Raw genomic sequence first — 20,577 nt, forward strand, 5'->3', positions numbered from 1 at the left:
CTTCTTCACTTTTTATCTTGGCTTAAACACGTTTATGAATCTGCTGTCCAAGAGTAAAAAGGAAAAGTTCTATATGACTCCACTATCGTTTGTAGCAGCAATTTGCTTTGCAATCGCAATATTTGCTTACTAATGCTAATGCGTCTAAACCCTAGTTGACCTCTACTGCCCAATACTGCAATAAATCTCCTATTGACAAAGAAACTATAAGCGCCAATTTCCCGTCAAAACGTCATATTGTCGGATTCTACAGTGTCAGCAAACCACCTAAGTAAATCATTGTGATGAGCAATAATATCTTTTGCTCGCAGGTTTCCCCGATCCCATGTACTATGGGCGTCTTTAACAAGAACAGCTTCGTATCCAAGACTAAATGCTCGACGACATGTCGTATCAACACATATTTCCGTCTGAATACCGGCTAGTACAAGTCGTCTGATATGACGTGAATCCAGTTCATTTTGAAGATTTGTTTTGTAGAAAGCGTCGGGAGTGGACTTGTGGATGATGATGTCCCCATCAAGTGGAGTGATATCAGGATGTATGTTCCACCCAGGTGTATTGGGTTCAAGGGGATCCCCTACACCTGCGTTATGTTGAACGTAGAACACGGGCATGCCAGCTGCTCGTGTCTTCTCCAGCAGTCCGTGAATTCGGTCAAGCAGTAGGCTACCGGAATAAACAGGGTCACTCTCTAAAAACATTCCAACCTGTACGTCTATCACCAGCAATGCAGCGTTGTTATTCATTGTCTACCTCCATTTGTGAACATCCCTTTTCACTAACTGCGTTATGCTGCCCAAGAGCTACGTAGGCGTCGCCATGCGAGAAAGAATATAAATGCAAACAATGTATTTCAGTTAGTGCTCGCATCAAGTGAACTAAAGGGTATCGAGAAACGCTCTTAGTTCTGGTTGTTTCAAAATCTTAACTGCTCCGGTCGCATCTATCATTTGTATCCTATTTTCCGCCGAACGAGTGATCTGAACGAAGAAGGGCTGTTGTGGTCCGTTAATTAAATCAATCAAGATTTTACTCTCAGGGTCATTCGGTTCTCGCCGACCATCCAACTCGTTAACTAATTCAACAGAGTGAATCCATTGACGAATGCTCGATATTTCATCCTCTGTAGCTTTCCTTCCATCCGAGGGTTGCTTTGTTCCGAACAGGCGGCACTCACGTATATTATCCTTAGCCTCAATCGAAGTAATGGTACTGCCCACTTAACTCAGCTCCTCTTTCGTTAAGTTCCGGAGACCATAAAACGGCGACATTGCATATCCATGCACCTTGCCGCACCCTAGTGTAAGTAAGTCTACATTCACTCAATCATCTAGTAGTTTTTCAGGACTATCTACCCACATATGGACCACTTCCCCGCACTTCGAACAGACAGATAATTTCAGCGGCAGTCTGTTCCCAAATGGTCCCGTGTGACTTGCTTTTACACTGGCTGCGCCATATACAACACACTCCAGAGCCGTATTCTCTTTACAATGAGGACAGTTAGCGTAGTTTGGCTTACTTTTCATCTGTTCGCCTTCGATTTCATAAGGTATAGCTTAGAGCCTTCTCCTCGTTCATGGACTAATCAACCTAATTATACCATCCATCTGGAATATTTAAGATGGAGTCGTATTGAGGTAATCTGCCCTTGAGTACCATAGCGATTTCTTATCAAGAGTGAATATTCATGCAATGTCTTCATTTTTCAATTAGGCAGGGGACGGCTTACCTCACTCCTGGAGCATAAATCTCCATTGTGTCAAAATTGATAATAAAGCGTCCTGGAATGAGGATGTCTAAACCGATTAACCCGTTAATGTCCCAGTCTATTTGCCCAAAGTCCAGCGGCTTGCTGGACATCCGATATCCATTGAACTCGATGCTGTCAACAGTCTTTTCAAATGCGTAATCCGTCCCACCGGCGCCAAAGGAACGATTTATGGGATCACTGATGTCGAAACTTATTCCAATTTCATCAACCGCATCAGAAACAACGATGGTCTGAGCCGCTCCTGTATCGACCGCCATTCGGTCAATAACCTTACTCTGTCCCCTGTATGTGATAGTTAAAGAAGCAAGCAGGAGTCCATGGGAATATTCAATTCGCACGTAATCGACCCCTTAGTCCTGGTCTCCGTCGAAGTTCGATAACTACTGATTCATTGTTTGTGTGGTAGACGAACCGTTTCCCCTTACATTGCATGAGGGTTTTTGTAGCTTCTGCATCTGGAACGGCACGAACTACGGCAACATCATCCACAAGTACTGTGTCATTTTCAACATGCGATGCTAGTTCTTCGACCAATACAAACTGGTTTGGGAAGCGTTCACGAACGTCGGACCACTTCATCAAAAACCTCTCCTTTACACATGTTGGTAATCTAAATGTACCATATTTCAAGCGTCACAGCGGTGCAAAATGTCAAGAGTAACAGACCGTCTTCCTGTTCTTCTGCCCAAATACGCCACAACCAACAAAATACTCAATTGCATAAACATACAAAAACCGCCAGATAAGCTCCTTTGGCGGCTACAGAAATTTATATGAATAACATTATTTTTGGTAAAGCTCCATCGCGTCGAGATCTATAACAAAGCGCCCCGCTGTCAGTAGGTCTGCACCCAACAAACCGTTGATCCCAAAGTGGGCGTCAAAGTTAGCAAAATCCAAGTTTACTTCCGAAACTTTAAACGTTCCAAATTCAACCGAATCAATCTTCTTACGGATTGAGCGCTCCACGCCACCGATACCATGCATGACAACAATTTCATCGTCTATTTCGCCATAAATACCTATATCATCTACGGCATCCATCGAGATTACTGAGTGACTTGCACCAGTATCAAGAACCAATTGGTCAATGGTTCGGCTCTTTCCTCGAAGTGTCAACGTCATTGTGACGAATAAAAGACCATCAATTGGGCCGATCTTCAACTGGTGACCTTCTAAAACCCACACGAGACACGACTTCCATAACCAATTCAGGCTTGCTCGTATGGTAGACATAGTTTTCGTCTCTAGATTTCAAAAGTTCCCTGGTAGCCTCTTTCGGATCTGGTATGGGGCGAATAACCGCCATTTCATCTACATACAACTTGTTGCCATTCTGATGGGACTTTATCGCCTGTACAAGCACAAATTGATTCGGGAATAACTCACGAACCTCGGACCACAACATGAGTAATCACCACCCATTTCACTCGCTATGGCAATTATACCATTTACCTTAAAATACAGGTTCGGCTTGTGTAGAATAAGCCCGAGCCGACCCACCCCCAGAGGGGGGTAGTTTGACGCTCGGACTCTTCCCCGAACCGGACTTGCAACTTTCACCGCATCACGGCTCTCCATTCAAAGTAGTTGTGTTTGCACGCATTAGGACGACCCGTTGGTCAGTTACGTATGCGCTGCTGTCGCATTTGCCTGTAGCATGAAATGCACGAAGCAACAAGATTGTCTGGTATCAATTCCCTTTGAGATGAGCGTTTTCCTACTGGCCTCGGTAGGTAATCGACATGTACATTTCGACGAATCAGCTTGCATCCACAGATGCTACATCGGCTGTTTTGCCGTTGTACAACGTGCCGTCTGTAGTGCCCCCAGTTCTTGGACAGTCCATATAACCTCTGAATAAATTTGGCTTGTTGTACCTTCATCGTCTCACGGAGCTTCCGGTTTCCATCTAGCCATTCTCGGTCTTCGACTACATAAGGATTCTTTTGTGAGCACTTGTCTGGATACTCTATCTTGTAGAGCCCAAACTTATCGAGCATATGCACATTGCCGTCATCATCTCTAAACCCAAAGTTCTTCGCCGTTGACTTCCGGTGGTGCGGGAGATTGGCAGCCTCATTGTATCGGTACTGAAATCGCCGAGCCACAACACCTGGTGGTTCCCGTGTTCTCTGTTTAAGCCTGTGAAACACAAGCCACCAGAGATAGTAGTCGAGGGTAAGAAAGGTGTCCTTTGCGTTCCCTCGTCGGAAGTATTCAGCGAATCCTCGAATCTTCTTGTTTAGAAGCGCAATGGCAGCTGTGCCAGGTGCTATCTGTAGTGCCTTTGAGTCCTTAGCTAGCGTGTTTCTAAACCGCTGAATCGCCCTTCGACTTGGCTTGGCAAGGACTCGTGTCTTTCCTTGCCGTGTCCATCTTCGAATGTTAAATCCGAGGAAATCGAACCCCTCGTCCGCATGTGTGACGAGTGTTTTCTCTGCGGACAGCTGGAGCTTGAGCTTCTCCTGAAGGAATTGTGCAACTTGAGCCTTCAGTAGCTCAGCATGCTCCTTACTTCTACAGAGAATCACCGCGTCATCTGCATACCGGACAATGTAGCAGGGGATTGGCGACTTGCTCCGCTGGTAAGGTGAGAGAAACTCGTACTTGCTTCCGATGAATCTGTCCAGTTCATTCAGATAGATATTCCCAAGGATTGGACTGACGACTCCACCTTGTGGAGTGCCTAGTTCTGTTTCCTCAAATTCTCCTCTGTAAACCAGTCCTGCCTTAAGCATACTGCGGATGACTCGGATGAGTCGGCGGTCAAAAATCGTCCGTCGCAGAATGCTAAGCAGGATTTCATGGTCTACGTTGTCGAAGAATCCCTTAATGTCGAGCTCTACAACCCATTCGTAACGGTGCCTGCCAATGAGAAAGCGGACTCTTTCAATGGCGTGGTGCGTACCGCGGAATGGTCGGAAACCGTAACTGTGTGGGTGTTGCTTTCCTTCGTAGATTGGTTCCAAGATGCTGCGGACAACGTCCTGGGCAACGCGGTCGACGATAGTGGGTATACCGAGCGGGCGCTTTTCTTTGGGCTTGTTGTGCTTCGGGATAAATACTCTTCGTACCGAACTGGATATGTACGAGTGGAGTGCATGTTTGACTTCTTCCCGAAGTTGCTGCCTTGCTTCCTGCGTGGTGTAATCCTTCTTCGTCATGTTATCTACTCCGGGTGTAAGCGCACCTGAGTTACTGAGGACGTTCTCAATTGAATTGTCAATCCAGACATTCCATCTCAGCAGATAATGCAGTCTTGAAAAAGGTCGTTGTTCCAAAGATTTTCGTGCAAGGCGCGTTTGTGTTTCGAACCTCTTTCTCTCCTGTACGGAGGATTGAGTGATGGTAGAAGAAATCGCAATCACTCCCGTTTTGGGGAGTCCTACTTTACTTGCGCGCACCCTACTTCAAACTGGAACCCTTCGCCATGTAATGGGCTTTCCCCATCTCCGACTACTACGGTTCCTCCGTCCCGACGCATTCACTTCAACGTAGCTGTCCATCCCAACCGGGACGAATGAGTCGGTTCCCATGTTCACTGTGTACAGTCTCGTCTGCCTTAGGTCGCCACTATACGCGGGGAAGATTCAGGGAGGTTATACCTCTGTACCAGCCTGACCACCGGACAGTCCGGGTCATGACACCAAGCGACAGGATGCCATGCTCATTCCACCCACTCGTATCATCCGACGATTTCGAGTGTTGCAGTTGACCACGCTTCAGACATGGCTTTGCTTTCGCTGACCATAGCAGGTCTCCGAGGCTAGCCCTGCATCTTGGGAGGTCGGTTCTCCCTCACAGGTACATTGTTAGATGGGCTTCAAACCCTGGGTGTGCTCGGACCCAACGCATGCCATCCTAGCCGTGGCAGGATGAGGTACCTGCCAGCCGCAGAGATCGCGGCATCTATATACAGCGCCTCATGGCGCACGTAGCATAACTGCCCTTTAGCCGAGAGCCGATGCCACAATTAAATTCTCGCCGTTACAGTAGGTAAATCAGGAACACGAATACAGTCGCTTTATTTCGCGAAAGGAAATCAGAAGAGTGAGAGAACTTGCTCTCAGGCATTTGACGACCAATATTGCGATATGAATCAAGGCGGCTTGTATGTTTATAAGTATCGCTGAACGTTTATGCAAGGAAAATCATGGTGGATGTAAATCGTCAGTGTGACATTAGATATAAATACGCCACGGAACCCTCTTTGGTAGAATAAAGTCGACGAAAACCTACCTACAAAGGAGAAGAACCATGGCGCTATCTAGTATATCACGACAAACGCAATCGTGTTTGCTTCCCCTCCCGTTGATTTCTCGTCAGTGGGAACAATATCTGGACGTTCCGTTCGTGATCCCCGCACTGACTTTCCCTTGGGACATCTTTCGAGACATTGAGCAAGAATACTACCAACATCTGTATGACTCGTTACGTGAGAAACGGATGAATCGGTCAGATAGAGGCGCCAGCGTCACTGACTCTGCTCTTGATCTAGGACTCGCAACCCCAACCGAACAAACATCTGATACCTCGACCGTCAGACGAAGCCGCTCAGGCCGCAAGCCTCATGATTTTATGCCTATGATGCGGTCGTTTGAGCTGGCCCGGTTGCTATACGTCGAAAGCATGGCAGAGAGTGTTTATCTGCAAGTTCGCTCAAACCCGTTATTTGCTGAAGCTTGTGGGTTCACAGGCAAACTCCCCAGTTACCGCTCATTTGCCCGCTTCGACGAAATCATGACGAACTTCGGATTATGGGATAAGGCTCGACGACGAGTCGTTGAATTCAATTTGAACCAGGGCGTGCTAGAGGCTGAAGACACGTTGGTGGCTGACACGACACACGTTGAAGCAGAAGCGACATACGGAAAGCAGATGAAAATCTGCGGGCACAAAGAAGATTGTGATTGTGCCATGGTACCCACAGACGGCAACGTAGGCATTGTCCGTAAGAGTAACGCTGTATCCTATATTGGCCACAAAGTTTCTTTACTCAGTGGCGCTAAGGGACAGCTTCCACTTACTCGAGAGGTATGCAAGGGCGGAGAATACGATGCCTTCACTTTGCTGCCTACGCTTGAGAGATTCAAGTCTGAATTTGAGGAACTGGCACAGGCTGTGCAATACGTGCTTGCCGATGGAATTTACCAGAGTCCAAGGAACCAGCAGACAACAAAGGATGTGCTTGGGGCGAAGCTAGTTGCTCCCATTAATCCCGGAGGCCGGCAGGACAAACCGAGCGATATCCGTGGCATGGATATGATTGACCGTTACGGGGTACCCCATTGTATTGCTGGACACAAGATGGCATTGAAGGGGTGCGACCTCAAAAAGCAACAGTACATATTCACGTGTCCAGTTCACAATCCTCAGGCAACACAGGCAGGGCTTGTCTGCCCTCACCACAAGCACATTGAATGCTGCGGCGGTGTCACGCAAGGCCGGGTACTCCGGGTTGATTTTTCGACGACACCTCAGGTCGACCCTGAGTTCCCACGGCACAGCCGTACGTTCCATACGCTGTATGACGCCCGAACAGGGATTGAGCGAATTATTGGAATGCTGAAGGATGGGTACAGTTTACGGCGTGTACACAAACGTGGACGTAAGGCGGTAGAGGCACACGTCGACCAAGCTATCCTCTGTATGCACGTATGGCCTACTGCGCTTACGCTCAAACCGGCACAGTAAATCGAGGCTGGACACGAAGTAGACTGAGGCGGGCTCAATGAAAACTACTACCCACAAAAACTGAGGCTGGCGGACCTTATTCTCAGCTTTCCTACGCCCATTTTTTCCGACAGGAACGAACACCCACGGTCCTTCAGTAACAGAACGCCCCAACCGGTCGAGTTCTGGACCATTTGACCGCTCTTCGTATTACTCCCATGTCCTCAAAGTAATTTTGGCATCGGCTCTACAGAATCCAGAAAATTACTTGTGGAATATTTATTCATGGAGCAGCAGAAAATCCGTCCTATTTAAGGCTCAATGAAACATCCATTCGGTAGTCAAAAGAATCGCTACAAATGCCAAAAAAATCAAGATAGACCCGCTGTAAAATTTCAATGTAAACCCAGACTTTTTGTCAGAAGTCTTTACCCCCCATAGACTGGTTGCTAACAATCCCACTCCACTCATAAAGACAACGAAAAATAGTCCCATGACAAACGACCCTGTAATCCCTATGGACATGCCCACAACCGCCTTCCCCGATTAACTCAGCTCTTCTGCCCGATAATTCAAGAACCGAGAAACACTCAATCTGAATATTCATGCACATACAAACCGGTATGTTATACGACTTTTACCGAGAGCGAATCAAAGCATAGAGGCTGTTAAGGCTTTTTGTTTTGCACAACAGCCTTGTAAAAAGCACCGTTATTCGAATATTGAACAGCAACTGCTGTCTTTGAATCGACACCAGATATTTTACGGATTTCTAGCTTCCTATTTTTGATATCTGTGGTCCAAGAACTGGGACCCGTAGAACTTCCGGCATTAGGCATTGTACTAATATCTTGCAAATAGCCTCCAACATTTTGCACTTTATTGCTAGTCAACTTATAAAAGACGGGTGGTTTACTACTCGAATAAAATGCGACCCACGGTACTTGGTTCGCTTGACTCGTTTCAATGGTGGTACTAACCTTGGCACCGCATCCGACAAGTAAAAGTGAATTTGCCAATACTCCATAAAGTAATTTCTTCATAGAACATCACCTCACCAAATAAGACGGTTCGAATAGCCGAGATGTTAATCATTCGTTACTGCGCTGCCCGTAAACGTAACAACACCAGCTCACAGACCGATGCATTTTCATGCACTTGTCTACTGAGCACCCGACTCGCGTTGCCCCCATTGGCTGAGTGAAAGTAGCTGTTAAAATCTCTTCACGAGCATCTCAAATGTGCAGTACTCTTGAAATCCCAGTCGTCGCAGAATGGGTTCCGATGTACCGGCACGGGCTTGAACGGTGAAAAGTTCACACCCAGCTTCTCTGGCTTTAGTGAATCGATATCGCAACAAGGCATGATAAACACCTTGATTTCGACATTCAGGTAAAACAGCCGAGCCAATCAAATACATGGTACGACCATCAGAACTAATTCGAAATGTCCCGTTACCAACAGCTTTTCCTTCACGGTTTCGAGCAAGAATGTACCCACCACGTCGACCTGGCAACGATACGTAAGACTTACGTTCCCGCACGGCAGCTTCGACAGACGCCGAATCCATGCCCCAAACAATTGCATTAACTGACACATGATCACGAAGCTGTGACTCGCTGATACACTCTTCCACTGTCCATTGTAGAGGTTGCGGAAAAGATGCGTCATTCACGGAAGCAGCCAACCCGATGTACACATCTTCACGTGTAAATCCTAAGGATTGCAATCGAGTGGACAAGTCATGGGGTTGTGTTTTTGGACCAATCCACCAGGAGAAACTTTTCCCCTTAGACTTATATAAGTCAATTACCTCGTTTATCTGGTCGTCTACAGTGGAAGAGAAGACAGAACGGACAACCTTGTTTGCAAATACACTTGAAGAGCGATCGGAAATGCGCAAAATAAGTTCATCGTTTCGAATTTCGTGCAGCCCAGGAATGCGCAGTGTTGGCTCAAAATCATACTGTTCTGCTTCAATAGCAAGAACGATATCGTCAAAATCCAACAATAATCACCCAAACTTTTATCGATTTCTTCTGTAGCTTATCTTCCTATTACTTACATTGGTTCATAATATTACGGACGTATGAATATGCAGTAAGAACAAAATATCCGGCGTAGGTAAGTCTGTGGCAACTCAATCATCTAAGAGTTTTTCAGGACTATCTACCCACATACGGACCACCGCCCCGCATTTTGTACATACAGATAATTTTAGGGGCAGTCTGTGGCCAAATGTTCCTGTGTGACTTGCTTTTGCATTCACTGCACCATATACAACACACTCAAGTGCAGCATTCTCTTTACAATGAGGACCGTTAGTGTAGTTTGGCTTACTTTTAATATGTTCACCCTCGATTTTCACAACATAGAACTTAGAGTTGTCTTATCGTTTTGTTTCGTTAAACATGGGCTGATTAACCTAATTATACCATCTATCTTGAATATTTAGGTTGGAGTTGTATTGCAGTAATCTTCCCATATGTGCAATAAGCCAGCCAATGACCCAAATGCATGCTCATTCAATATTTGCAGAGGCAGCGTCTAGAGCAATATGGTTTGAAAAGAAACCCTGGACGAGGTTCAATAACCCGGCTATGCCAGCAAAAGGTGCGCTGTATGCAAAATACAGCCAAAGTAAATTGACGCCGTTTGTCGGAGTTAACGAAATGAGTATGCCAACGATGAACGGAAGTGTTAAAGACAAGACGTTTTTAACGGACGAACCCGTGTCCCTCAGAACATACCTGCCAGCAACGACAAATAGTATTAAAGTAATAGCTAACATTGGTATGAAAAATGCAAGTTGTCATTTTGCATGCTGGTTAAACCTATAAATATAGTTTGGTATTAGGAAAAGCATGAAGGTAATGATATTAATGGAAACAGTCATCAAGAACGAAATGACATTATTTTGTATCAAAAGGACCTTCCTGTTCTATCCACAACTGGCACGACACCCGTACGGAATATAGTGATCCAAATCGCTGAGTTGACACTACGTTTTGCTACCCCAAATGTTCAACAGCGGTCCAAATCTCTAACGTCTGTCGAAGAGCTTCAATTGCTTCATGTAGTCAACTGCCTTCGTCTTGTTCTTTTGTTTAGACACATAGACCGCTTCGTTTTTTGCTTTAAAGTAGCTATTAAATTTGTCTTTCGAAAGACTGCCATTAGAAATAGCTGCTAAAACAGCGCAATTTGACTCGGTAGTATGTGTATAATCCGAGAACTTACAACCCCCGGATAGTTCCATAATATCCTCAAATCCATTATCAATAAATTCTGTACTCTGCATCGCTTCGTAAATCTTGTGATTAGCTTTCAATGTCTGACTCCCTTTTTATTGACTAATCCCTGGTCACGCTATTCCATGCCAAGTTTCCCTTTGCCACCCACCATCATTATACAATATTTACACAGATGCACTATGTAGAATAAGCCCGAGCCCAGACTGAGAGCCTGCACCGGCTCCGCTGCGCATCTAACTGGATGTAACAGTATTTGATGTTAATAAATTCCGCTTGTGTTTTGTTAAATCTTGTTGATGCCGCTCCCCTCACTGGCTTTCTGGATTGGCCATTAGGCAGTTAGTGATCGCAATGATCCCTAACGGGTGTTGGCCCAATCCGATTGTGATCGCAATGATCCTTAATGCTCCGTGCCCGGGATATTAGTGATCGCAAAGCTCCCTAATGTGGGAGGCGGCAGAGTGGGGCGTAGTTGATAGGGATCAACGGGATCCCTATTCTGGACGGCTACTGGGGATAGGGATCGAATCGATCACTATTCTGTGACGAGAGTTGGGATAGGGAGCAAAAGGATCCTTAACCAACTGGCGCAGCGAAGAACGAAGCCCAGACTGAGAGCCTGCACCAGCTCCGCTGCGCATCTAACTGGATGTAACAGTATTTGATGTTAATAGATTCCGCTTATGTTTTGTTAAATCTTGTTGATGCCGCTGCCGTCGCAGGCTGTCTGGACTGGCCATGAGGCAGTTAGTGATCGCAATGATCCCTAACGGGTGTTGGCCCAATCCGATTGTGATCGCAAAGATCCTTAATGCTCCGTGCCCGGGACATTAGTGATCGCAAAGCTCCCTAATGTGGGAGGCGGCAGAGTGGGGCGCGGGAGATAGGGAGCAACGGGATCCCTATTCTGGACGGCTACTGGAGATAGGGATCGAATCGATCACTATTCTTTGCCGAGCGTTGGGATAGGGAGCAAAAGGATCCTTAACCAACTGGCGCAGCGAAGAACGAAGCCCAGACTGAGAGCCTGCACCGGCTCCGCTGCGCATCTAACTGGATGCAACAGTATTCAATGTTAATATATTCCTATTGTGTTTTGATAAATCTTGGTGACCCATCCGGCTCTCCATTTGAGATATTTCACACGGTAGTTACTTGTGTGCCACACGCACCACGTTTCGATTTTCAAGTCTTAAAGACTAGCGATGGGGGAAAAGCGCAATCACTCCAGTACAGGAGTCCTACTTTGTCAATGCGTATGCATCTCAAACTGGAACCCTTCGCCATGTAAGGGGCGTGACACAGCTTGACCTAACCATTTGCCATGACAAATTTGAACAACACAAGGTGAGCCAGTGCTGAGAAAATCACGGTCCCAACCCACCACCATAGACCATTCACGAGTCCATGGGCAGTAACAAAGAACGCGGCGTAGATGGAGAGACCGAATTGAACCGACGCTACAACCAGCCCTGGGTTCCATCTGCGACGCTTCACTCCCTCAACGATGTGTGTGGCGCAATTCATAAGGCTGAAGATGACAATCAGTAATCCAAATCCTAAGTTCGCCACAGATAGAATTCCGAACACCAAGAAGGCAACCCATACAAACAGGAGGTTTATCCAAAAGACCTTCACGTCAGTCAGTTTCTCCTGACCCGCAGGCAAGCCATAGACCACACGGTTCATGTAGTCCTTAAACCCACCCGGCCAAAGATGTTCCTCTGTTTGATGAAACAAATACATCGGGATGTTGATCAACGCCCAAAACATCGCTTGAGAGGGATGATATGAGAGAAACAGCAAGATAAGGGTGACAGTGGCCATCCAAGGAGCAGCCCTGGCCCAGTGCTGATTACGTGACAACGCTTGAATCATCGCGATCCCCCCTAAAAGTGTCTGGTTTCATCTCCCGTGAACATTAGGAGACGTTTGACTCATTGATTACAAGCTTATATAGTAAGAAAGTGAGTAGTCAATATATCCCACAAATACGGGACAGAGGGCATGCGAATGTATCATATCAAGCGAGACAAACGCAGTGAGCAGTCGTGCCAATGGATCATCAACGCCCTAGCTCAGTGCATGAGGGAAAAAGATTATGATGAGATTTCTGTGGTGGAACTCGTCATGAAGGCGGGTGTGGGTAGAGCCACTTTCTACAGAAACTTTGATGGAATTGACGATGTACTGCGTCTGGAGTGCGACAGAGCCTTCGATGCCCTCCGCGTGCAATTTGTGGATCACTATAAATCTGTTGAAAATACAGACGCCAAAACGGTGTTCATCAAGCCCCTCCTCCGGTACTGGGACGCGCGCACAGACGTCATCGAACGGTTGATTCGGGCGAATCGAACCGACCTCATTAATGACGGGATTGCGCGACTCATAGAGTTTGTTTTATCATCGCGGATGGATCCAGACGAACAGGCGTGGCATCGACTGGACTACTTCATTGCGAAGCGGGCTGGCGAAGCAGTGAATGTGCTCATTCACTGGGTGAAGAATCATAAGGATATCCCCGCAGATGAGTTAGCCGATTTAATCACGTTGCAGTCACAGGAATCTGTCAATCTAACACTTCGGCTCTAAGCCAACCATTTCTACTGCACAAGAAACGAGAGCGGGTATTGCAGACGTTGCCCCCCTGTTTAAAGCAGGCTTAAGACCTTCCATTCACCACCATTGCGAAATCCTAAATGCTGATACACGGAACCAGCTTGGGGGTTTGTGTAGAACAAATACAGCACCTTTCCTGATTGGATTGCGTCCAAACACAGCTTATAAAGAACCTTGGATGCGTAGCCATTCCTACGGTACTGCGGAGGAGTCGCCACGCCAATGACAATTGCAATTTGAGGACGGTCGTTGACATACGCAGCAGTCGAAACCATTTTTCCCCAACACTCGCAACATAAGTACGAATTGAATCGTTTTCTACGATTTTCATTTGCTCATCGATGTACTTCTCTTTATCGTTGCCTGTGAAGCCATATTCTTCGACCTGAACGAACAGTTCGTACAGCTTGGACGCTTCTTCTCTTGTGGACAATCTCTTGACCACAAGGCGATCATCGCAAAATTCATTCGAGACGGATCTTAATTCCCGAACGTGACAATCTGTGTTTCCCCTTCGAGAAATGGAACAAACTTCTCAATCAATACTTTCTTCCCGACCAGCCTTAACACACCTGATTGTTGAACGTACTTGACATACCCGCCCTGTCGTTCCGCGGTTGAGCTATTGACGATTGATAATATTGACAGTATGATGTGAACAAATGTTCAATGAATATTTGTTCATTTTAATTAAGCAAACTGGAAGAATGGCGTGAATATCCAGAAGACCATGCGTCGCTTGAGAAATCTTAGCTGAACTTCGTGTCTGCATTTATCTATATCTAGCCCAGTCGCCCCCCTGAGAGTCCTCACATTACGCAGATTATAACCATCTTAAGGAGATATCTGGGGATTCTGGTGGTGTTGCGTACTTGGAAGCGATGCTTGTCTGAATCTTTGAGGAGGGACATCAGTGGCAAATGAATATGTGGAATCCCGACAAAAGCTGAAGCTCTTGGCCCAAATAGGTTTGTTGATGGGGCCGTTTCTGTCGATGGTGGACAGCAATATCGTTAACGTCGCACTCCCCGATATCGCGAAGGCATTGAACAGCAACCTGACGGATGCACAATGGGTCGTGTCCGCTTACATGCTGTCCATGGCTGCCGGCTTGGCTATCAGTCCGTACTTAGCGAAGCGGTTCGGTACATTAAACGTGTATCGCGTTTGTTTACTTGGCTTCGCGTTGGGTTCCACTTTGTGTGCGCTATCGACGTCTATCGTTGTGTTGACTATTGCCCGTAGCATCCAGGGAGTGCTTGGCGCACCATTAATCCCGTTGGCAATGAGTATGATGTTTGGTCGTGAAACCAAAACTGAGAACAAAAACATCTCGCCCATCATAGGAATGACGCTGTTTCTGGCCCCTGGACTTGGCCCTACGATTGGAGGTGTATTCCTCCATTATTTCAGCTGGCCTTCGGTGTTTTGGATTAATGTTCCGATAGGTCTGCTTGGTTTCCTCTCCATCTTTTCTGTACCCAAGTTTCCAGAAGATGAAAGCAATGCTTCCGTTCGATTCGACCCACTCGGCTTAATCTTATTGTCTGGCGGCTTGACATTAGCTGTTTTTGGAACGTCAAGAGGTCCAATTGATGGTTGGGCGTCTATTCAAAGCTGGCCGTACTGGACAGGTGGGGCTGTTCTGCTGATGCTCTACGCCCTATGGGCATCCACAACCAAGAATCCAGCCGTAGATTTGAGGTTGATGCGCAGCAGCTATACCGCCTTAGCCATGGCTTTATGTGCATTGACCTCCGTGGTGATGTTTTCAATTATCGTGATCATCCCTTTATTCATGGAAAACGTTCAAGGCAAAACACCACTAATTACTGGACTCACGATGTTCCCGCAAGCCATTCTTATGGGTATGGGTACGGTAATTGGAGGTAAATTCTCAAAGAGATATGGTGTTAAAACGAGTGTCATCGTCGGACTGACCTTCCTGACAATCGGTTCGGTATTGCTACTCCTAATCCAACAGGATACGCCAAGTTGGAATGTTGCGTTTCTATTGTTGTTCCGCGGCTTGGGTCTCGGACTTGTAATTCAGCAACTCTTGACTGCCATCTTGCAGGGCTTAGACATAAGAGAAAACACAGATGCCAATACCTTATTCAATATCTCTGAACGCATTGGTGGAGCTACTGGCGTTGCATTGGTAGTTACATACCTTCAGACGAGGCTTCAGCACCGCCTAGACATTGCGAAGAATGCTGGTGATAACCTGTCTGCAATGAAACCGGCAACAGTTTCAGGCTTTCACGATACATTCCTCTTGCTCGCCATTCTCTCTTTTGTCGGCTTGTTGGTGGCCATCGTGTTTTTAAGAAGAGATATGAAGATGGCAATTGAGCAGTCGGTGTCTAAGAGCTTTCCGACAAAATGATGAAGAAGTAAAATAGTGTGTAGGGCAGAGTTAGGAAGACCATCAAATCTCGGTGAGACAGGTGACGTTTTGAATACACGCCAGCACCAACGACAAGTACGTCGTGAACAAATACTCAATTGTAGCCTCGACATGATCATCCGTCGCGGGTTTGAGTCCATGAAGATCCGCGACATCGCTGATACACTCAACATCAGCGTCGGTTTGTTTTTTAATTACTTCGAGTCGAAGGAAGCCGTCTATGAAGAACTTGTCAGGTTCGGGCTCTCCGGACCTGGTAGCCTGTTGGAATTAAATGTTGAGGGCATCGGGCCCATTGAACTGTTCGAAAAAATGACCGCCACTATTTTCGAATCACTACAGACCAATTCCATTGCATCAAAAATATTTTTACTCATGAGTCAAACAGTAAATTCGGATGCGGTTCCGGACAGTGTTAAGAAACTCGTTCACGACTTTGATGCCGTTTCTCCGCTAATTCCCACGATTCGAAAAGGTCAGGAATGCGGCGAAATAAAGCTGGGTGATCCCACGGCATTGGCCGTGGCGTATTGGGGCGCGGTACAGGGAATTGCGGAGAGCTTCGCGATCCACCCCGAGATACCTTTGCCCGAAAGTGGCTGGATTGTCGATATTCTACGCGCGCATCCTTTCCAAGCAGTCGTTTCGAAGGAATTCGGGGGTTCTTGAATCCTTGGCTTTCCCATATCCCGGCATTGTAAATCAGAACGCCCACAACATTAACGACAGTCTTGTTTGCTCTAGGATGAGATGGTGGTATGTCTACTCTCTTACTGACGGTCTTCTGGATTAGCTTGATCTTTCAGATTTGATACGCACCTTACGAAGTTCCCTGGCTGGTCCAAGTGAATGTATAAGCCTGTTACACTCTTCTGCAAACCAAAAGGTCCTCTGGCTAGAACCGGATGGTTTAAGGCGATATGAACATTGGATTCGTACATGAGCGTCTCCCTCCGCTCTTTTCTGGTCAGGCGCACATTGGAAGTTTCAGTCACAGCAGCAATGTCAGTCATTGGAATCGTTAGTTTGAACCGCAGACCATACCGTACACGAAGGGCAGAATCGCTGAGAATCAGGGGATTTAGCTTCATAGCTCGGTAGTCTCCCAGCAAAAACAGCCACAGATAGATGTTGCTGGCAGTCAAGACCCATGCAGCAAAATGAGACCAGTGCTGGACAAGAATATGCGTTGCAAAGCCCTCTAGCAATAAGACCTTGGACATAACAATGAGAATGATCCATGCGTTTGAGGTAGTGTGATACGAAAAAACTTTGGTACCGGATGGGGAGTACGCCTTTCTCCCCCAAGAGAACAGACTGTAGTAAATCAAGGTCAAGTCGGTGGCAATGTAGCGAAAGAATGGATTAGAACCCAAATGTACAGTCAGTGCTGATTCAAACACCTCGATGCCAGGCACATCGCTGCTGTGTCGCATTTGTCGATATGTGCTACCCACTCGGAACAGTCGCATGAGCAGCCGGATTTCTACAATGACAAATAGGAGGTCGACTGGATAAATGAGAAGGCGGAGACCCGGGCTATGAAGGAACCAGAGCAGAGCGTGACCAAAGAAGAAGGACACATAAATCACACTCGTCCAATGTCGCTGGTTCTTCCGGACCAAGACCATGTAATATACGAAGGGAATGACTAACATGAAATCCATAGCGACGCCAAAGTCTACAGTTTCAAGGTCGGTGCTGGTTCGATACGGAAGGTGAATAAGACAAAAGTCGCAAGCCATGATGAGCATTACTAGAGAAAAAAACAACCATTGCCTTCTGGTTATAGTCACTCATTATTCCTCCTTTCCGCATCCACTCTCATGGCACTTGACTATGCATCAACACATTCCATGAGTATGCGGGTAATCTCTGACACGGGCAATGCGCCATCAACAACAAAATCGGACTGGGGTCTTATGGTATTTAGAGCCTCTAAATATGCAAGTCTCCCGTGTAATAAATAGTTGCTCATATCAGACATTACCTCTGTAATCGTGCTGTTACCAAAGTCTCTCACTAAGCGGCGCGCTAGGGCTACATCGAGCGGTGTGTCGATAAACACAGCGAAGTCAATAAACTTACTAATTTGATGATTAGCGTAGGCAAAAGGATAATCCAACACAACAAAACTCAGCACCGCGACGAGGGCTTGAGTGTATGCGTGCGCGTATTCCCAAGGACAGCAAGTAGCACCGTTTAGTTATCCAGCTTACGGAGGAACTCTAGGACACGTTGCAAGAGCAATGCTGTGGCATCCGCGTCATATGATGGTAGGCTGATATCAGCGAAATAGTGTTGGTCGCCTGGGTACAAAAAGAGCTCAGCAGTGTCAGACGCGGCCACGATGTCTCGAGCCGCTTCTACATCTCCCTCGCCAACAAAATATGGGTCAGCATCCATGCCGTGAATTTGAACTGGCAGATTCGTGGGAAAGGGAGCTTCAAACATCGAGGCTGGAACGCACGAGTAAAAGAAGAGGGCACCACGGGCACCTTCGCGTGTTTGCGCGAGCTTCTGTGCCACCACTACACCAAGCGAAAACCCGGCATAGACTATCTCATGCGGTAACCCGTCAGCCTCACGCACTCCCATCTCTACGACTTTGTCGAATCCCACACTCTCAACATACGCCATACCCTCGTGGATTGAGGCAAATGTGCGACCCTCGAAAAGATCAGGAACGTGCACCGTATGACCCGCTGCTCTAAGTTCGTCAGCGAACGTTTCAACTCCCTTCGTCCGCCCAAGTGCGTGATGATATAGAAGAACTTCGGCCATCTCCATTCCCTCCCAAGCAAAACGTGGCTTTCTGGTATAGATTTCACAGGCCACTCTCATTATCCTGCTAGCTCCGTAATAAACGACACGACAAAATCATTGTATAGCACAATCACCCTTAAATGTATTTATATTTAATTAATTGGATATAATTCCTATTACAAATTTATTACGAGAAAGGTGATGTTTCTCTTGTATACGCGCCTTATTAATTATGTATTGGGACCAGACACGAAGTGGGAAGCCGAAAGAATGGCAGATGTAATTTACTTGCGGCTCAAATCACAAGACGGATTTTTAGGACTTCATTGCTTACATGACTATGACAACGGGCGGTATAACTGGATTTCGCACTGGGATACAAAAGATGATTTAAATCACTCATTTAACCAGGTGTACCCGCTTTTTAAAGAAATGATAGGACGCCAGGGTCACTGGCCCCCATCAGTAGAAATTTATTCATATTATACTCCGAGAAATTTGGAACACTTGCATGCTGAGTAGACTATGAGATGACTACTCACCCCCGCATCGTTGCCGATGTCACAAACCTACGGTCTGTGCCTGAGCAACTCGAGCGACCCTACGACTGAAAGCGCCCTGTAATCATCTTCCGCCGTGTGTAGAATTCCACCCCGTCCCGCCCATTGGCGTGCAAATCTCCGTAAAACGATTTTTTCCAGCCGGAGAAGGGGAAAAACGCCATTGGCGCGGGTACACCTACATTAATGCCTAACATGCCTGCATCAATCTCCTCACGAAATTGACGAATAGCTTTTGCGCTGTCTGTATACATGCAGGCACCGTTCGCAAAATCGGACTGGTTTGCTGTTGCGATTGCTTCATTCAGGTTTGAGACACGAACGATAGACAGCACAGGTGCAAAAATCTCATCCTGCCAAATTTTCATTTTGGGGGTCACGTTATCAAAGATTGTTGGACCGAGAAAATACCCCGTTGCATCCGCTGCATCTTGTCTCCCGTCGCGAAGGAGAATTGCCCCTTCTTTTTCTCCTGTGTCAATGTATTGCATCGTTCGCTCTCTATGGGTGTCCCGAATTAACGGACCAAGGAACACATCTTCCTGGCTTCCGTCCCCCATCTTTATCTGGTTTGCCGCTTGCACCAATTTTTCAATCAACTCATCTGCAATCTCTCCGACAGCGATGACGACAGAACAAGCCATGCAACGTTCCCCCGCCGAGCCAAATGCTGCGCCAATAATACCGCTTACTGCATCATCAATGTCGGCGTCAGGCATGACAATCGTGTGATTTTTGGCTCCTGCCAGCGCTTGTACACGTTTCCCGTTGGCAGCAGCAGTCTTGTAGACGTACTCTGCGACGGGCTGTGAGCCAACAAAGGAGACGGCCTTAATACCTTTGTGTTCCAAAATCCCGTTCACGGCATCATGTGCTCCGTGAACCACGTTTAAGACGCCATCTGGTAATCCTGCCTCCTGAAACAGTTCCACCAGGCGATTGGCGCACAGCGGTGTACGCTCCGACGGCTTCAGTACAAATGTATTGCCGCAAGCAACGGCCAAAGGAAACATCCACATAGGGACCATCACAGGGAAGTTAAACGGTGTGATTCCACCTACAACACCAACTGGATAGCGGTACATCGCCGATTCCATGTTAGCCGCGATATCAGGCAGTTGCGATCCCATCATCAATGTGGGGGCTCCCGCTGCGAATTCAACGTTTTCAATTCCCCGTTGCACTTCACCGTATGCTTCCTTGTAGTTTTTCCCGTTCTCCAACGTAATCAGGCGTGCCAGCTCTTCCCAATGCTCAACCAGCAGTTGTTGATACCGAAATAAGATTCGCGCGCGTTTCGGAACGGGTGTCCTGCTCCAGGTCAGAAAGGCTTCTTGAGCAATCTGTACTGCATCGTCAATGTCTTCCTTTATGGACAAAGGGACCTGCGCAATAGTTTCTCCAGTGGCAGGATTCGGAACAGGAAGAGTGTTGCTTCCGCGTGATGGGACCCAATTACCATTAAGAAAGTTCTTCAAAGTCTCTGCATTTGTTGGAGTCATAACGAACTATTAC

The 20,577-nt window shown here is 46.8% G+C and carries 21 protein-coding genes and 1 pseudogene; 5 read left to right on the top strand and 17 right to left on the bottom strand.

The window, feature by feature from the left end:
* Positions 1 to 224 precede the first annotated feature (224 nt).
* The 7 genes from GI364_RS18110 to ltrA form a co-directional block, all read right to left on the bottom strand.
* The gene (locus GI364_RS18110) at positions 225 to 749 is read right to left on the bottom strand and encodes a cysteine hydrolase family protein (RefSeq protein WP_198850619.1); all 525 of its coding nucleotides are present in this window, start codon (positions 747 to 749) and stop codon (positions 225 to 227) included.
* A gap of 132 nt (positions 750 to 881) precedes the next feature.
* The gene (locus GI364_RS18115) at positions 882 to 1,223 is read right to left on the bottom strand and encodes a hypothetical protein (RefSeq protein ID WP_198850620.1); all 342 of its coding nucleotides are present in this window, start codon (positions 1,221 to 1,223) and stop codon (positions 882 to 884) included.
* A gap of 508 nt (positions 1,224 to 1,731) precedes the next feature.
* Positions 1,732 to 2,115: an aspartyl protease family protein gene (locus tag GI364_RS18120; protein WP_198850621.1), complete on the bottom strand. Its 384-nt coding sequence runs from the start codon at positions 2,113 to 2,115 to the stop codon at positions 1,732 to 1,734.
* A complete protein-coding gene (locus GI364_RS18125; RefSeq protein WP_198850622.1) occupies positions 2,105 to 2,356 on the bottom strand; it encodes a hypothetical protein in 252 nt (83 codons plus the stop codon). The genes GI364_RS18120 and GI364_RS18125 overlap by 11 nt, the downstream gene beginning before the upstream one ends.
* Before the next feature lie 204 nt (positions 2,357 to 2,560).
* Positions 2,561 to 2,941 (bottom strand): retropepsin-like aspartic protease, encoded by a 381-nt coding sequence (locus tag GI364_RS18130; RefSeq protein ID WP_233095859.1) that lies wholly within the window; start codon positions 2,939 to 2,941, stop codon positions 2,561 to 2,563.
* Entirely contained in the window at positions 2,922 to 3,185 is a 264-nt protein-coding gene (locus tag GI364_RS18135) for a hypothetical protein (protein WP_198850624.1), read from the bottom strand. Before GI364_RS18135 ends, GI364_RS18130 begins: the two co-directional genes overlap by 20 nt.
* A gap of 214 nt (positions 3,186 to 3,399) precedes the next feature.
* Positions 3,400 to 5,184, bottom strand: a complete 1,785-nt coding sequence (gene ltrA / locus GI364_RS18140) for a group II intron reverse transcriptase/maturase (RefSeq protein WP_198850625.1) — start codon at positions 5,182 to 5,184, stop codon at positions 3,400 to 3,402.
* Between the two features lie 853 nt (positions 5,185 to 6,037).
* Here ltrA and GI364_RS18145 point away from each other — a divergent pair.
* Positions 6,038 to 7,474 carry a transposase gene (locus tag GI364_RS18145; protein ID WP_233095861.1) on the top strand — a complete coding sequence of 479 codons (1,437 nt, stop codon included), beginning with the start codon at positions 6,038 to 6,040 and terminating at the stop codon, positions 7,472 to 7,474.
* Positions 7,475 to 7,771: 297 nt separating this feature from the next.
* On the opposite strand, the gene GI364_RS18150 is transcribed toward GI364_RS18145, so the two are convergent.
* From GI364_RS18150 to GI364_RS18170, 5 genes are all read right to left on the bottom strand, one after another.
* Positions 7,772 to 7,978 (bottom strand): hypothetical protein, encoded by a 207-nt coding sequence (locus GI364_RS18150; RefSeq protein WP_198850626.1) that lies wholly within the window; start codon positions 7,976 to 7,978, stop codon positions 7,772 to 7,774.
* 143 nt (positions 7,979 to 8,121) lie between these two features.
* Entirely contained in the window at positions 8,122 to 8,496 is a 375-nt protein-coding gene (locus tag GI364_RS18155) for a hypothetical protein (protein WP_198850627.1), read from the bottom strand.
* A 170-nt stretch (positions 8,497 to 8,666) separates the two neighbouring features.
* Positions 8,667 to 9,461, bottom strand: coding sequence for a GNAT family N-acetyltransferase (locus tag GI364_RS18160; protein ID WP_198850628.1), 795 nt, complete (start codon positions 9,459 to 9,461; stop codon positions 8,667 to 8,669).
* 1,035 nt (positions 9,462 to 10,496) lie between these two features.
* A complete protein-coding gene (locus GI364_RS18165) occupies positions 10,497 to 10,754 on the bottom strand; it encodes a ribosome small subunit-dependent GTPase A (RefSeq protein ID WP_198854103.1) in 258 nt (85 codons plus the stop codon).
* 1,264 nt (positions 10,755 to 12,018) lie between these two features.
* Complete coding sequence (locus tag GI364_RS18170) at positions 12,019 to 12,585, bottom strand: HXXEE domain-containing protein (RefSeq protein ID WP_198850629.1); 567 nt, start codon at positions 12,583 to 12,585, stop codon at positions 12,019 to 12,021.
* Positions 12,586 to 12,720: 135 nt separating this feature from the next.
* Between GI364_RS18170 and GI364_RS18175 the strand changes: the two genes are divergently transcribed.
* Entirely contained in the window at positions 12,721 to 13,299 is a 579-nt protein-coding gene (locus tag GI364_RS18175) for a TetR/AcrR family transcriptional regulator (protein ID WP_198850630.1), read from the top strand.
* Between the two features lie 59 nt (positions 13,300 to 13,358).
* Here GI364_RS18175 and GI364_RS18180 read toward each other — a convergent pair.
* Positions 13,359 to 13,619, bottom strand: a pseudogene (locus GI364_RS18180) (GNAT family N-acetyltransferase); the annotation flags it as partial.
* Between the two features lie 620 nt (positions 13,620 to 14,239).
* Here GI364_RS18180 and GI364_RS18185 point away from each other — a divergent pair.
* Complete coding sequence (locus tag GI364_RS18185) at positions 14,240 to 15,715, top strand: DHA2 family efflux MFS transporter permease subunit (protein ID WP_198850632.1); 1,476 nt, start codon at positions 14,240 to 14,242, stop codon at positions 15,713 to 15,715.
* A gap of 69 nt (positions 15,716 to 15,784) precedes the next feature.
* Positions 15,785 to 16,405: a TetR/AcrR family transcriptional regulator gene (locus GI364_RS18190; protein WP_198850633.1), complete on the top strand. Its 621-nt coding sequence runs from the start codon at positions 15,785 to 15,787 to the stop codon at positions 16,403 to 16,405.
* A gap of 101 nt (positions 16,406 to 16,506) precedes the next feature.
* Here the strand turns inward: GI364_RS18190 and GI364_RS18195 are convergent, their stop codons facing one another.
* From GI364_RS18195 to GI364_RS18205, 3 genes are all read right to left on the bottom strand, one after another.
* Complete coding sequence (locus GI364_RS18195) at positions 16,507 to 17,532, bottom strand: hypothetical protein (RefSeq protein ID WP_198850634.1); 1,026 nt, start codon at positions 17,530 to 17,532, stop codon at positions 16,507 to 16,509.
* A 41-nt stretch (positions 17,533 to 17,573) separates the two neighbouring features.
* On the bottom strand, positions 17,574 to 17,864 hold the full coding sequence (locus GI364_RS18200) for a nucleoside/nucleotide kinase family protein (RefSeq protein WP_198850635.1): 291 nt from the start codon (positions 17,862 to 17,864) through the stop codon (positions 17,574 to 17,576).
* 74 nt (positions 17,865 to 17,938) lie between these two features.
* A complete protein-coding gene (locus tag GI364_RS18205; protein WP_198850636.1) occupies positions 17,939 to 18,520 on the bottom strand; it encodes a dienelactone hydrolase family protein in 582 nt (193 codons plus the stop codon).
* A 252-nt stretch (positions 18,521 to 18,772) separates the two neighbouring features.
* On the opposite strand from GI364_RS18205, the gene GI364_RS18210 reads away from it, so the two are divergent.
* Positions 18,773 to 19,024, top strand: coding sequence for an antibiotic biosynthesis monooxygenase family protein (locus tag GI364_RS18210; RefSeq protein WP_198850637.1), 252 nt, complete (start codon positions 18,773 to 18,775; stop codon positions 19,022 to 19,024).
* A 79-nt stretch (positions 19,025 to 19,103) separates the two neighbouring features.
* Here the strand turns inward: GI364_RS18210 and GI364_RS18215 are convergent, their stop codons facing one another.
* Positions 19,104 to 20,564, bottom strand: coding sequence for a CoA-acylating methylmalonate-semialdehyde dehydrogenase (locus GI364_RS18215; RefSeq protein ID WP_198850638.1), 1,461 nt, complete (start codon positions 20,562 to 20,564; stop codon positions 19,104 to 19,106).
* Positions 20,565 to 20,577: the final 13 nt, after the last annotated feature.

Source organism: Alicyclobacillus sp. SO9 (assembly GCF_016406125.1).
Classification (GTDB): domain Bacteria; phylum Bacillota; class Bacilli; order Alicyclobacillales; family Alicyclobacillaceae; genus SO9.